Annotated in this window: 15 protein-coding genes; 4 read left to right on the plus strand and 11 right to left on the minus strand. The window is 45.2% G+C overall.

Translation table 11 applies throughout. From position 1 onward, the window contains the following. Positions 1-17: 17 nt before the first annotated feature. Positions 18-842 (minus strand): ABC transporter ATP-binding protein, encoded by an 825-nt coding sequence (locus SIC45_RS11200; protein ID WP_319632193.1) that lies wholly within the window; start codon positions 840-842, stop codon positions 18-20. 145 nt (positions 843-987) lie between these two features. Here SIC45_RS11200 and SIC45_RS11205 point away from each other — a divergent pair, with 145 nt between their 5' ends. After that, complete coding sequence (locus tag SIC45_RS11205; RefSeq protein WP_022794637.1) at positions 988-1,170, plus strand: SE1832 family protein; 183 nt, start codon at positions 988-990, stop codon at positions 1,168-1,170. 37 nt (positions 1,171-1,207) lie between these two features. Here the strand turns inward: SIC45_RS11205 and SIC45_RS11210 are convergent, their stop codons facing one another. The 4 genes from SIC45_RS11210 to SIC45_RS11225 form a co-directional block, all read right to left on the minus strand. Then, the gene (locus tag SIC45_RS11210; RefSeq protein ID WP_319632194.1) at positions 1,208-2,212 is read right to left on the minus strand and encodes an NlpC/P60 family protein; all 1,005 of its coding nucleotides are present in this window, start codon (positions 2,210-2,212) and stop codon (positions 1,208-1,210) included. Continuing rightward, positions 2,209-3,294 (minus strand): dipeptide epimerase, encoded by a 1,086-nt coding sequence (locus tag SIC45_RS11215; RefSeq protein ID WP_319632195.1) that lies wholly within the window; start codon positions 3,292-3,294, stop codon positions 2,209-2,211. The genes SIC45_RS11210 and SIC45_RS11215 overlap by 4 nt, the downstream gene beginning before the upstream one ends. Before the next feature lie 15 nt (positions 3,295-3,309). Continuing rightward, positions 3,310-4,470: a DUF819 domain-containing protein gene (locus tag SIC45_RS11220; protein WP_319632196.1), complete on the minus strand. Its 1,161-nt coding sequence runs from the start codon at positions 4,468-4,470 to the stop codon at positions 3,310-3,312. Between the two features lie 97 nt (positions 4,471-4,567). Next, a complete protein-coding gene (locus SIC45_RS11225; RefSeq protein WP_319632197.1) occupies positions 4,568-4,888 on the minus strand; it encodes a DUF3870 domain-containing protein in 321 nt (106 codons plus the stop codon). Between the two features lie 208 nt (positions 4,889-5,096). Here SIC45_RS11225 and SIC45_RS11230 point away from each other — a divergent pair, with 208 nt between their 5' ends. Further along, positions 5,097-6,215 carry an NADH:flavin oxidoreductase gene (locus SIC45_RS11230; RefSeq protein WP_319632198.1) on the plus strand — a complete coding sequence of 373 codons (1,119 nt, stop codon included), beginning with the start codon at positions 5,097-5,099 and terminating at the stop codon, positions 6,213-6,215. A 27-nt stretch (positions 6,216-6,242) separates the two neighbouring features. Here the strand turns inward: SIC45_RS11230 and SIC45_RS11235 are convergent, their stop codons facing one another. The 3 genes from SIC45_RS11235 to SIC45_RS11245 all read right to left on the minus strand — a co-directional run bounded on the left by SIC45_RS11235 (position 6,243) and on the right by SIC45_RS11245 (position 8,035). Beyond that, complete coding sequence (locus tag SIC45_RS11235) at positions 6,243-7,142, minus strand: diacylglycerol/lipid kinase family protein (protein ID WP_319632199.1); 900 nt, start codon at positions 7,140-7,142, stop codon at positions 6,243-6,245. Positions 7,143-7,243: 101 nt separating this feature from the next. Then, positions 7,244-7,696, minus strand: a complete 453-nt coding sequence (locus tag SIC45_RS11240; RefSeq protein WP_319632200.1) for a hypothetical protein — start codon at positions 7,694-7,696, stop codon at positions 7,244-7,246. Between the two features lie 18 nt (positions 7,697-7,714). Beyond that, positions 7,715-8,035, minus strand: a complete 321-nt coding sequence (locus tag SIC45_RS11245) for a DUF2325 domain-containing protein (protein ID WP_319632201.1) — start codon at positions 8,033-8,035, stop codon at positions 7,715-7,717. A gap of 165 nt (positions 8,036-8,200) precedes the next feature. Here SIC45_RS11245 and SIC45_RS11250 point away from each other — a divergent pair, with 165 nt between their 5' ends. Both SIC45_RS11250 and SIC45_RS11255 read left to right on the plus strand, forming a co-directional pair. Next, positions 8,201-8,716: a cupin domain-containing protein gene (locus SIC45_RS11250; protein WP_319632202.1), complete on the plus strand. Its 516-nt coding sequence runs from the start codon at positions 8,201-8,203 to the stop codon at positions 8,714-8,716. Positions 8,717-8,738: 22 nt separating this feature from the next. Continuing rightward, positions 8,739-9,740 carry an NADP-dependent oxidoreductase gene (locus tag SIC45_RS11255; RefSeq protein WP_319632203.1) on the plus strand — a complete coding sequence of 334 codons (1,002 nt, stop codon included), beginning with the start codon at positions 8,739-8,741 and terminating at the stop codon, positions 9,738-9,740. Positions 9,741-9,814: 74 nt separating this feature from the next. On the opposite strand, the gene SIC45_RS11260 is transcribed toward SIC45_RS11255, so the two are convergent. From SIC45_RS11260 to SIC45_RS11270, 3 genes are all read right to left on the minus strand, one after another. After that, positions 9,815-11,695, minus strand: a complete 1,881-nt coding sequence (locus SIC45_RS11260; protein WP_298788243.1) for a cation:proton antiporter — start codon at positions 11,693-11,695, stop codon at positions 9,815-9,817. 193 nt (positions 11,696-11,888) lie between these two features. After that, complete coding sequence (locus tag SIC45_RS11265) at positions 11,889-12,443, minus strand: 3-dehydroquinate synthase II (RefSeq protein ID WP_298788245.1); 555 nt, start codon at positions 12,441-12,443, stop codon at positions 11,889-11,891. Then, on the minus strand, positions 12,443-12,796 hold the full coding sequence (locus tag SIC45_RS11270; protein ID WP_298788247.1) for a winged helix-turn-helix transcriptional regulator: 354 nt from the start codon (positions 12,794-12,796) through the stop codon (positions 12,443-12,445). Before SIC45_RS11270 ends, SIC45_RS11265 begins: the two co-directional genes overlap by 1 nt. Between the last annotated feature and the right edge of the window lie 87 nt (positions 12,797-12,883).

The raw sequence follows: 12,883 nt of genomic DNA on the forward strand, positions 1-12,883 counted from the left end.
CCTGGCTTTCCTTATTTTTAATTTATTTGTGATATATCCGTTGCAGAAGCAGGCGTGCGATCAATTAAATCATATGTCATGCAGAGCGGTTTGCCGCTCTTTGGATCAGTTACGACGTGGGCATCAATGCCAAACACCTGCCGGAGAACATTTTTACAAATGACATCATTGGGGCACCCTATACATTGTACTTCTCCACTGCACATAGCGATTAAATGGTCAGAAAAACGGGCAGCATGATTTAAGTCATGAAGCACCATGACAATCGTACGGCTTTCTTTCTCATTCAGCTCCTGAAGAAGCTCCAACACTTCAAGCTGATGGGCCATATCAAGGTAAGTCGTCGGCTCATCCAGAAGCAGAAGCTCCGTATCCTGTGCCAGTGCCATAGCAATCCAGGCCCGCTGGCGCTGTCCGCCGGAAAGGGAGTCCAGAGTCCGGGCGGCAAATTCGGAGACTCCAGTATCCGTCATAGCCTTTTGAATAGCCTCGTGGTCCTCCGCAGTTAATTTTCGTGTACGTTTGCGGTGGGGATGCCGGCCGAATGACACCAGCTGCTCCACCGTCAACGTAAGCGGAATATCCGGAGTCTGGGCAAGCATTGCCATGTTTTTAGCCACTTCTTTTGTTTTCATTTCATGAATAGATTTGCCGTCTAGGTACACACCGCCTTCTTCAGGGGTCAGTATACGGGAAAGTGATTTAAGAATCGTGGATTTCCCACATCCATTTGGCCCGATAATAGACGTAATTTTTCCTTCTGGTATCTCAACGCTGATATTTTTCAGGACTTGTTTATTTTCGTAAGAAACGTCTACCTGCTCTGCTTGAAGTCTTGCCACCGTCGCAAGCCCCTTTCTTTTCTGCAATCTCAGTCTTGTCGTACACCGTCCATAAAATTGATAATGATTTTCATTTAAAATTATAACGATTTTGCGTTAAAATAGCAAACAGATGCACAAATTTATTATGGAGGCGGATCCTGCTATGACTCTTCGCGAACTAGACCACCAGCTCGCCATGTTAAAATCAGATTATGTACGCATCCAGGGAGATCTGGAAAAACTCGAATCTTTCGGAGGCAACACTGATGGTATTATGCGCGAGCTCGACATTCTTGAAAAGGAAATGCACGACATTAATACACAAATCCGGGAATACAATAAATAAGCGGGCCAGTCGCGGCCCGCTTTCCTGATACGATGAATTATTCCTCTAAATATCTCCTCGCACCTGCATACTCATCTGCATACCCGGAATCCTCCAGATTAACGATTTCAACCGTGCTCCGGGAATTCGGCGAATGAATCATGTCACCGCCGCCGATGTACATACTGACGTGGTGCACCCGTCCCTTTCCATTATCATAGGCAAAAAATAAAAGGTCACCCGGCTCCAGGTCTTCTTTTGCTACTGGGTCACCCTGCTCTGCCTGTACACTGGAATCTCTCGGAATTTCAATGCCATTAGCGGCAAAAATAGTATGAGTGAACCCTGAACAGTCAAATCCAAACCCTGACATTCCCGCCCATAGGTATGGAAGGCCGAGAAACTGTTTCCCGTCTGCAATAATGTCTTCCGCATCAGGGACTGCAATATCGTCTTCGCTATCATATATTTCAACATCTGATGCATCAATCCACTTATTCCCATCCGACGGAGTAGCCACCAGTACTTCTCCCTGCTGCTCTTTAACCACCGGTAAACGAGTATTATAGCTCAGCTTTTTATAATCTTTTCTGCCTTTTTTATCATAAGTTAATTCTGCGGTCGGAGAAGTAATGAGCGCAAATGGTTCATCCTCTAATTTTTCCATTCGATTGCTCTCGACTATTTGTTCTTCCGGGACCCACCCGGGATAGCCCAATTCATTTCTTGGAGTTTCCTGACCATCGGCTGCTACTTTTATCCATCCATGTTTCTTTTCAAGAACGTGCACCTTTGAACCAAATAATGTCTGGCTTTCCAGGTTTCCAACAAGCCAGAGCTTGTCATCTACGCTCATAGATGCTGTCCATTCATTCAGACTCGCCGGGTTGGAGGCTGATGGGAGGTCTATTTCCCGGAGAATATCCGGCTCTGTCCACATAGTCATTGCACTCACATCTGTATAAGCCGTCTCATTCACTTCTGCTGCATTCGCAGAGCCGTTCGTGAAAACTGCTCCTATGACTGCAATCATGACAGTTGAAACCCAGTAACCTTTCTTCATCGCAGCTCCCCCTCTTCATATTTGATATGCGCACTTTTTGCAGGTTGTATCGCTTTTATCTGATGTCCTTCAAAGGATACAGCAGTAACAGTGTTTTCCCGAAGCCATTTAGGAGCATCCAAATCCACCATCTTAATATTAGGATGGGCGACCGCAAGCTCAGCTGCCGGCGAGGCGCTTATGATTGATTCCATCATGCTGCCCATCATACACGGCACGCCCGCTGCTTCTGCAATATCAGCAATTTTCCATGCCTCCAGCAGTCCGCCACATTTCATGAGTTTAATATTGATCATGTCGCAGGCACGCTGCTCAATGAGTCTGTGGGCGTCTGTGTATGTTTTGCAGCTTTCGTCCGCCATAATAAGTGTTGTGGTGGATGCTGTGACTTTCTTTAAACCAGCCCAGTCATCCGCCGCTACAGGCTGTTCTATAAAATCTAACGGAATTTTTTCTTTTTCAAGCTGGTGAATAAATGCTATAGCCTCTTTGGATGTCCACCCCTGGTTAGCATCGATCCTCAGCATGACGCCTTGTGGAAGCACTTCAGCTATAGTTCGGATTCTTTGATAATCTTTTTTCAGGTCATCTCCAACCTTCATTTTCAGATAGCGGAAACCCTCGTTTATATATTTTTCTGCTGTGTTTTTCATTCTTGCTGGTTCGTCCATGCTGATCGTCATATCATTTTCAAAAACAGATGGTGTTCCTCCCAGCCACTGCAAAAGGCTGCAGTGACGCTGTTGAACGAATGCATCTATAACAGCCATTTCCACTGCCGCTTTTGCACTGAAGTTTCCGTAACAGCTCTCCTTAATTCTGCGTACATTTCCCTGCAAATCTTCGTTTTTTACTCCTGTAAGAACTTCTGCGGCTGGACCGTTAACAACTGCTTCGATGCTTGACGGAGATTCCCCCGTTACTGCAAGAGCCGGAGGCGCTGCTCCTTTTCCTATAGTCCCGTCTTTCAGTATTACACTTACTTCAACATTTTCGATGCTTGTAACCGTTCTTACGGAAGTAACAAACGGACGCTCCAAAGTAATGATTTTTCTTTTCGTTTCAAGAGAAGCTATTTCCATTCAACATCCCGCCTCTTAAATTCTTGATAGGATTTCCGCCACCACGACACCGACCACTGTGCCCATAAATGAGCCTATTAACGCCATCATTACGCCTATTGGAACCAGAGTGCGGCTGAAGGCTCCTGCAAGCACCGGAGCAGAGGCCATACCGCCAATATTGGCCAGACTTGCGATGCCAAGTGTAAAGAGATCAAGCCGGAAAAGCTTTGCCAAGAGCAGCATAATAGCACCGTGAAAAAATAAAATCATAAACCCGGAAATAATATACGCCGGCACCTCGGCAATATTTGAAAAATCTGCGTTAGAAGCAATTAGAGCGATGATTGTATAAAGCATCAAATAGCCTATATCCATTGTCCCTGTCAGCCTGGCAACCGGCGTTACAGCAAGACCCAGGCCCAAAACGGTAACAATTAATATCGTCCACGTTGTTGCATTCACAGCGTTCCCGGCTTCCGGAAGTGTGTTTCCCACTGCAATGGCAATCGAAGCCACCAGCATAGAAAATCCTAAACAGACAATAATTTCCACGTATGTCAGAGGCTTTGTCTCTTTTTCTTCAAGGGACAAATTGTATTGCATCTGATCAATGCTTTCTGTGTTCGCTTTTGTGAACCGGTTGAATGCGAATTGGAAAGGAACAAGCCAAAATAACAGCATTACCCAAAACGAATAGTTTACTGTGTCCATAATTAGAGCATAGCCGAATAAATTCTCAGGCACCTCCAGAATCCCCTGAAGAGCTACAAGATTGGCTGAACCTCCTGTCCATGAGCCGGCCAGAGCTGCAAAAGCCTTCCACGTTTGTGTATCTAAAAATCCCTGCATAATATAATATGTAACCGTAAAGCCACCAATAATACTAATCACAGCTACAACGTAGCTGAGCAGCATTTTCGGCCCAAGCTTGATAATCTGTAAAATATTACAGTTTAATAAAAATAAAAATATCATTGCCGGCAGCAGTAAAGAACGTATGCCTGAATTCAACTCACCGAGAGCTTCGGAGCCGCTGAATACTCCGAAGGTGTTTAACAGAGCCGCAGCGATGTAGATAAGCACTACTGTCGGTACATACTTGAAAAATTTACTTTTTGTTGCTTTTTCCGTACCTACAAGAAGTGCCACCATAGCAATCAAAACACTAATGTAAAGAGCGCCGCTTTCTATCATGTGTAATTACCTCCTTTAAATTGTTGAATATAAATAAACCCAGCAAAGAGAAAAAATCTCTTTGCTGGGTTTTATCCGGTAAGATAAAGCAGCACGGCTACATGTCAGCCTTTATTTGCTTATACTTTAAACTGGCGTTGCGCAGAGCTACAATCATCGCTTTCTGGGACGAGCCATGATAACGTTTTTGGATAATTTCTACAAGACGCTCACTTTCCTGAATAGAAGTCCCTGCGAATATTTCTTTCACAAAGCGGGCCGTTAGGGAAAGAATAGCAGAGCATTCTGCCTCCAGGATTTCATCCGTTAGAGTATCCACTACAAAGCCAATAAAAAATACCTGGTACTGTTCAGTAATCGGATTGTTCGAAGGAGATTTAGCCTCTCCCACAATGTAAACAGTATTCTCGCTGTACAAATGTCATTCACCTCCTGATTGCTAAAAGAAGAACGCTTTGGGTAAAGGTTCCTTTTACCAGAGGAGTAATATGTTTGAAAATTATGATATCGCACTTTTCTTATTTAAGCAATTCTTATTTTTCACTTTTAAAATTTCAGTCAGTTTTCCAATGCTGAAAACGGGAATGACATGGGAGACAAAACGATGAATTTATAGGAGGAGTAGTATGGCACAAGTAGAAGAATTCTTGTTTAACCAACAGCATATAAGTAATCATATCTTTAAAAATAAGCTGATCGTTGCTCCGATGACACGGATTAGCGCAGATGACGATGGCACGCCAAACGACCGGATGCGCAGATACTATGAACGCTATGCTGTCGGCGGGTTTTCCGCTATTATTTCGGAGGGTATATACACCGATGAAATCTACAGCCAGGGCTACGCCAACCAACCCGGACTCGCCAATGAAAAGCATCAGGAAGGATGGGAGCCGATCACAAAAGCAGTCAAAGAGCATGGAAGCAAAATGATCGCCCAGCTTATGCATGCCGGCGCACAGTCCCAGTACAATCAGTACAAAAGCGAAACAGCTTCCGCTTCTTCAGTGCAGCCTCCTGCTGAAAAAGTATCTTCGTACGGCGGCCAGGGAGCTTTCCCAGTCCCAAAAGCCATGAACGATGATGATATGGAGACTGCTAAGCAGGGTTTTATTCAGGCTGCTCTTCACGCATTAGAAGCGGGATTCGACGGTGTAGAGCTTCACGGAGCGAATGGTTATCTGCTTGATCAGTTTTTATCCGCTTCCACCAACAAGCGTACAGACCAGTACGGAGGTCCCGCAGAAAACCGTGTGCGCTTTCTTACCGAAGTAATCGAAGCCGTGCGCGAGGCCATCGGCCGTGTTCCTATTCTTGGCATCCGTATTTCGCAGGCCAAAGTCACAGACGGCTCTTACCGCTGGCCGGGCGGGGAAGCAGACGCTGCAGTCATTTTCTCCGAGCTCGGGAAAACACCGCTCGATTATATTCATACTACGGACGGTGACGGTCTTGGCGAAGGCTTTGGAAATGATACGCTCAGCATGGCCCAGGCGGCTAAAGAATACAGCGGCCTGTCCGTTATTGCCAACGGATACCTTGGAGACACGGAAAAATCCTCCTATGCTATCAATGAAGGTGCTGCTGATTTTGTCTCTCTCGGCAGAACAGCCCTGGCCAATCCCGATGCCCCCCACCGCATTCTCCGCGGCCACCCGATGAACAGCTTCGATCCTTCTCTTATTATGCAGCCACTTGCTAATGTGAAGGATGCAGAGCTTGAACAAAATATCTTCAAGGAATAAAAAGAGGAGAGGCCGGCGTGGCCTCTCCTATTCTGCAGGGGTACCGGAAACAAGAAACCGTACTTTTTTCTCCCCTAATTTAATGCTCACAGGCGTTTCCGTATAAACTTCTCCATCTGTATCAGCTGGTTTTACCGGATCTGTATTCAACTCGATATTTTTGCCGAGAACGTGCTCAATGGGGCTGTTTTCATTATCAATTTCCTTAGTGCCCATCGTGGCAAAGAATTCCCTCATCAAGCTGTTTCCGCCCTCTGGAACAATGAAAATTTCAAACTGCTCATCCTGCATCGAAGTGTCGCCGACCGGGACCTGATTGGTACCGATAGAGTGGCCATTCATGATCAGAATCATTACCGCTTCCCCGGTGTAGTTTTCTCCGTCAATTTTCATTTGATAAGAAAATACTTCCGGGTTCTGAACCGTTTGCAGCGTGCTGATAAAATAACTTAACTTTCCGATTGCGCCTTTAAGGTTTTCATCAATGTTTTCCGAAGTTTCCACAATCAAACCTATTCCATAAAAGTTAGCGAAGAAACGCTCATTCATGGAACCAATATCGATTTCTTTCGTATTTTTTTCGAGCATACCTGTCATAGCCCGTTTTGGATTTTGTGCTAAACCGAGAGATCTTGAGAAATCATTACAGGTGCCGTACGGGAGCACACCTACATCAGGGGCATACGGTGACTCCATCAACCCGTTGATGCTTTCATGAATTGTCCCGTCGCCTCCGGCAATAAATACCGCCTCTACCTGTTCATCAATAGAAGCGCACGTTTCACGTACATCGTCTTTGGACTGGGTCTGTCTGATGACCAACTCCACAATAGAAGTTCCCCATACCTGGATAAATGTATTTAACTGCTTTTGTTTTTCATTAACGTCTTTGTTTCCGTTAATAATAAGTAAAGCCTTTTGATACATATGAACGTCTCCCCTATCCTGTCGAATACACGACTTCTTATTTAGAAGACGCTAACCGTATATTCCCATTTCCAAAGAGGAAAAAACAAGGGAGATGCTTTTTACCTGCAGTGCTGGATCATTCTTTTGGAGCCAGTGTATAAATTAGACCAGTACATACGCTCTGCTCCGGCCGGGCAAGGCTCACGTCTCCATACTGATTTCATGCTTGCACTTTCGGTATATGTTAAAACGTGCACTTCCTTCGGGTTTTTTCCGGCAACCCAGGCCCCACCTTTTTCAAGAGAAATAAATTGTGCTCCCCGCAGTGTTTTTATGTTTCGGTAGGCCTTCAGGCTCTCATCCATCAGGGCGGCATACAGCACAACCCTTTTTGATTCCTGCTCCGGGGAGGAGATACCGGTTTTTTTCCAATGTTTTTTTACACACTTTACTACGTCCAGCTGACTTTCAATATTTGCTGCTGTCAGTTCTTTCATTACATTCTGAATAATAGAAATAAATAAATCATCAATTTCAGGCGCTATTCTTTTCGTATGATGCTGCTTTTTCATCTTTATACCGCTCCTTCACTAATCGCATTTTTGAAGCATTGGGCATTTCGCACACACTTCATCACTGCTGCTTAATGCTTTATAAATCGAACACCAGGACCGTTTCGCATAACAGACCGGTACATTTTGATTTTTAGCCCGTTCCTTTAACTTGGCGGAAACATTGTGATTGATGAAATCAGTAAGCACAAGCACCAGATCAATATTTGGCGGAATTTCCTTTTGTACCATTTTTACTTTGCGCCCGGTGACATGCTTGATGTCCTGAAAGCCTAATTCTTTTAACCGGTCGGGTATGGCCCCCAGTCTGTCTGCTCCAATGATCATCAATCCGTCCATGTTCATCCTCCTATTTGAAAATAATTCTCATTTGTTATATATAGTTTATTGAAAACGATTCTCAATGTCAATATTTATTCCTGAACCTGAAGTTTTTATTCTTTCTCTATGTGGAATATACTTGATAGAGTATGCTTTCAGTCAGTCAAAAAGGGAGGTACCTGTATGAAAAGCCGCGAAGAAGTTCATGTAGAAACATTTACCGTGGAAGACGACGGTAAGATACCTAATCATCCGAGTTTTCCTGCGCTCATTTATAGACAGACTGTAACCGGCTTTGAGGATGTTAAAGAACTTTTTAATACAAACAACTGGCTGGGAGCATGGAAAGGAAGTGTATTTAAATACCACCATTATCACAGTAATTCGCATGAGGTGCTTGGCTGCGTAAGTGGCTCCGCCCTTTTGCACATAGGCGGCGAACAGGGCCGGCAGCTTAATGTAAAGCACGGCGACGTATTGATTCTTCCGGCTGGATACGGCCATAAACTCATTGAGCAGAGTGAAGACTTTGCAGTTATTGGTGCTTATCCAGGCGGCTCGGACTATGATATGTGCACAGGTGATCCTTCCGAGCGCCCGGAAAAGGTAAATAATATTTACCGCGTTCCTCTTCCTGATTACGATCCCGTTTTCGGCTCAGATGGACCACTTTTTACTTATTGGACAAATTTTTCATAAACGAAAGGAAGCAGCATATAAAATGGCAACGAAAACGAGACAGATACTCCTGCACGAAAGACCAAAAGGCCTTCCCGATAAAAACACTTTCGCATTTAAGCACGTAGAAATCGACGAACCAGCAGAGGGAGAAGCTCTTTTGCAAATGATTTATATTTCTGTTGACCCTTATATGAGAGGAAGAATGGACGATCGCGAATCATACGTCCCTCCTTTTCCACTTCATAAACCAATTGCCGGAGGAGGCATTGCAAAGGTGCTCAAAAGCCGCGACGATTCTTTAAATGAAGGCGACTACGTGACCGGCAGTCTCCCATGGCAGCAATATGTTAACGTGAGCGCTTCAGAAGTGCGCAAGGTTCAGGCGGAAGCAGCTCCGGTTTCTGCTTATTTAAGTGCTGTGGGCATGCCTGGCCTCACTGCCTATTTCGGCACCCTCAGCATCGGCCAGCCTAAACAGGGAGAGACATTCGTCATCTCCGGCGGTGCCGGTGCCGTTGGATCACTTGCGGGGCAGATTGCTAAAATGCAGGGAGCACGCGTGGTCGGCATTGCAGGCACCGATGAAAAGCTGGATTACATGAAAAGTATTGGCTTTGATGAAGTAATTAATTACAAAACTGAGGATTTAACTAAAGCCATTAAACGGACGTGCCCGGACAAAGTAGACGTGTACTTTGACAACGTCGGGGGCGAAATGAGCGATATTGTGTTAGATCATTTAAATAAATTTGCCCGTGTGGTTCAGTGCGGGGCGATTTCTACTTATAATGATCCGGACAATTACGGGCCGAGAGTCCAATTCAAGCTCATTAAATCAAGCGCATTGATGAAGGGCTTCATTGTAGGCGATTATGCCGATGAATTTGAAGAAGCAACCAAACAGCTTGCAGCCTGGGTAGCTTCCGGGGACCTGAAATATGAAGAAACAATTCTCACCGGATTCGACCGTATTCCAGAAGCATTTATCGGCTTGTTCACCGGCCGGAACACAGGCAAACTGCTCGTGGATGTTTCCCAATAACACCAGAATTTCGCTGTGCACTACAAAAAGCCGCCTGACCATAAAATTGGTCAGGCGGCTTTTTTATACTTTCATTAATTCAGGGACGGACCCGAAGGCTTTGGAGCCATCTGTTTTTCTCTTGACTGCTCCTTTAATTCCTCTTTCTTTTTTACTTCCTGGTTACTTGGGGGACTCAGGCTGAGAATTTTGTCTCCAGCCTCAGGCTTTATTGCATTATCAAGAGCAAAGAACTCCAGGCGTCCGGTCGGTTTTTGGATGCCAATCAGCACCACATCCTCCGCCCGGTCATTTAAATATGACTGGTACGGATATTCTTTTGTTAAAGATGTTAATTTAAATACGTAACCTGCATCTACTTTCCAGTTCAGTTCTTCAAACGTCGCTCCTTTTTCAAACAGGACACGGCCTCCGACTTTTCTCATCAGTTCATCAGGCTCATTCCGGTCTGACTGATGCCAGCTGAGCTGAAACAAATCCTTCCTTCCGAATTCGGGGACAAAGGTCGTGCACACCAGCGAATTATAAGAATCCCGGTCAGTAGCTGCGATAATCTTATTGTAGGGTGTCATGTCCAGTGAATACTCCGACTGCTCGGAGAGAATCTCTCCCCGGTAGTAAGCGATCCCCGCCTTACGGGCGTTGAACAAATGTTCAAACGAAGAGTCGGCAATCAGAACCGGCACATTCATTTCCTTCAGCTTTTGGGCAAGGCTTGTAGTAAAGGAGCTTCCCCCTACGAACAAAACTCCGGGAAGCCCTTCTTTTGAAAGGTTTAACCTTCTGGCAAGCGGCCCGATAGTAAACCCGTGGATACATACCGTAGCAAACACGAGCGCAAATGTAAGCGGGGTAATAATGGAAGCCCCGGCATAGTTGTATTCTTCAAGCACATTTGCAAAATACCCTGCTACCGTCAATGCCACGATCCCCCGGGGAGCGATCCAGCCAACCAGAGCTTTTTCCCCAAATGTTAAATCGGTCCCTATGGTTGACAGCCATATCGAAAGCGGACGAACTAAAAACAGCATTAAAAGAACATAAGCGATAATCTGCGGATCAAAAATCTGCATCAGCGTGGCCCGGTCGAGTGATGCGGTCAGCATAATAAATATCCCCGAAATCAGCAGTACAGAAATATTTTCTTTAAAATGCTGCATATCACTGATGGAGCTGATATGAAGGTTTGCAATCGTCATTCCCATTGCAGTAACGGCCAACAGTCCCGTTTCATGCATAACTACGTCCGAAATGACAAAGCTTGCAATCACCATCGACAGGACGACCGGAGATTTCAGAAACTCCGGCACATGCCCACGTTCAAAGGTCCATCCAATAATTCTGCCAAAAAGAATTCCAAGAAAGACAGCAAACAACGAAGCCATAAAGAAATTAACAAGTGATACGAAGGCTGACTCTTCAGACGTAAAGGTGCGGATAATTTCAAACGCAAATACTGCCAGAAGAGCGCCAAACGGATCCACGACAATTCCTTCCCATTTAAGTATTCTGGCCGGCCTTGGCTTCAGCTTTGCCTGCCGGAGAAGCGGCAGAATGACGGTAGGTCCTGTGACGATCAGCAAACCGCCGATAATAAAGGATACTTCCCACGATAAGCCTGCCACGAAGTGGGCTGTTAATGAACCCAGTACCCAGGCCAGAAGAGCTCCTATCGTAATGATACGGTACACTGGCTTTTGAAGTCCCTGAATTCCTCTAAAATCAAGATTCAGACTTCCTTCAAATAAAATTATGGCTACGGCAATCGATACAATGGGGCCATACAGATCGCCAAATGCTTCGGAAGGATTAATCAGTCCAAATATCGGCCCAATCAGAAGCCCGGCAACAGACATAACGACTATGGCCGGAAGCCTCGAGAACCAGGCAATCCACTGGGAGCCGATCCCGACGGCACCGATCAGCATCAATTGAAACAATAGAGAGTCCAGCATACTATTTTCCCTTCTTTCCACTCCCATTTTTTTATCTTTGGGTTTAATCTTGTATGTAATTCGTATTCCTTTCATTTTTTAATCACTTGAAATAAAAAGATACTATACTAAACCCTATCGTTTCAATCAAAGCAGTTTATAAATATATATTTCTTCATAAAAAAGCACGCTTTTACTCAAAGCATGCTTTTCATTACCTCTCCTCTATTTCTTCCTGTACAGCCTGTCCTAGATGACGTCCAGGCTCATCGGTTCTGCAGTAGATCCGGTCCCCGGGCCGGCAGTCTTTTAAGGCCATCGGCTCGTATTGATCCGTCATTAAATAAACGCTGTCCGCCCACTGCAGAGTAGCCGACAAATTCACGTCCCCTGCGCGGACCTTTACTCTCACAAGCTCGCGTTTTTCAATTTTCACCCTGCCTACCGGCACCTGGCGCGAAGCTGTTGCCTCGTATACGGTCACGGGTTCATCCTGCTCTATTTCTGCAAGATATCTCGTCTTTCCCTCTTCAAAAATGTACTGGTGCACTGCGCCTGCGTTGATGCGAAACACACGGGCTGGGTATGTGCTCGTCGTACGGTTTTCCGAAAGCGTATAAATATACCCGTGCCCTGTGTCTCCGACGAGCAGGCCTTCCGCTGGAGATAAAACATCTGCTGCGTCTATACAAACACGCGACCCTTCCCCCATCGGCTCTATTGCTTCCACAATGCCCAGTTTCCATACGTCATTTTCCATCATACTCATCAGCAGCCACTGCTTCCGGAAGAGCTTTTTCCTTCTTCTTCCATTTTTATTTTGTGTTCTCTCCCCCATTTTTCCAGCTCCCGCAGGAGTGATTCGAGTGACTCCCCGTAGCTTGTCAGGGAATATTCCACCTTTGGCGGGACCACCGCGTAAGCGTGACGCAATACTAAGCCGTCATGTTCAAGCTCCTTGAGCTGCTTGATTAACGTCTGATGATTAATCTGCTGCAGCTGCTGTTTAATCTCACTGAAACGCAGCGTTTTTCCGACCAGCTCCATAAGAATGACTGCCTTCCACTTCCCGCATACTTTGTCGAGCGTAATTTTTATATTTTCTCTTTCTTCTATTGTCATTCTTTCACTCCTTTAATCTAGAAAAAGACACTACTATATATTCGGATATAAGTATGCGCAAATATATTACATGTAGGTATTATAGCC

The sequence above is a fragment of the Marinococcus sp. PL1-022 genome (genome assembly GCF_033845285.1).
In the GTDB taxonomy this organism is placed as follows: domain Bacteria; phylum Bacillota; class Bacilli; order Bacillales; family Marinococcaceae; genus Marinococcus.

Excerpts from the sequence above, each read along its gene's own strand:
- SIC45_RS11260 (WP_298788243.1), bottom strand. The coding sequence starts at position 11,695 with ATGCTGGACTCTCTATTGTTTCAATTGATGCTGATCGGTGCCGTCGGG.
- SIC45_RS11215 (WP_319632195.1), bottom strand. The coding sequence starts at position 3,294 with ATGGAAATAGCTTCTCTTGAAACGAAAAGAAAAATCATTACTTTGGAG.
- SIC45_RS11265 (WP_298788245.1), bottom strand. The coding sequence starts at position 12,443 with ATGAGTATGATGGAAAATGACGTATGGAAACTGGGCATTGTGGAAGCA.
- SIC45_RS11240 (WP_319632200.1), bottom strand. The coding sequence starts at position 7,696 with ATGAAAAAGCAGCATCATACGAAAAGAATAGCGCCTGAAATTGATGAT.
- SIC45_RS11210 (WP_319632194.1), bottom strand. The coding sequence starts at position 2,212 with ATGAAGAAAGGTTACTGGGTTTCAACTGTCATGATTGCAGTCATAGGA.
- SIC45_RS11270 (WP_298788247.1), bottom strand. The coding sequence starts at position 12,796 with ATGACAATAGAAGAAAGAGAAAATATAAAAATTACGCTCGACAAAGTA.
- SIC45_RS11230 (WP_319632198.1), top strand. The coding sequence starts at position 5,097 with ATGGCACAAGTAGAAGAATTCTTGTTTAACCAACAGCATATAAGTAAT.
- SIC45_RS11255 (WP_319632203.1), top strand. The coding sequence starts at position 8,739 with ATGGCAACGAAAACGAGACAGATACTCCTGCACGAAAGACCAAAAGGC.
- SIC45_RS11250 (WP_319632202.1), top strand. The coding sequence starts at position 8,201 with ATGAAAAGCCGCGAAGAAGTTCATGTAGAAACATTTACCGTGGAAGAC.
- SIC45_RS11205 (WP_022794637.1), top strand. The coding sequence starts at position 988 with ATGACTCTTCGCGAACTAGACCACCAGCTCGCCATGTTAAAATCAGAT.
- SIC45_RS11235 (WP_319632199.1), bottom strand. The coding sequence starts at position 7,142 with ATGTATCAAAAGGCTTTACTTATTATTAACGGAAACAAAGACGTTAAT.
- SIC45_RS11220 (WP_319632196.1), bottom strand. The coding sequence starts at position 4,470 with ATGATAGAAAGCGGCGCTCTTTACATTAGTGTTTTGATTGCTATGGTG.
- SIC45_RS11245 (WP_319632201.1), bottom strand. The coding sequence starts at position 8,035 with ATGGACGGATTGATGATCATTGGAGCAGACAGACTGGGGGCCATACCC.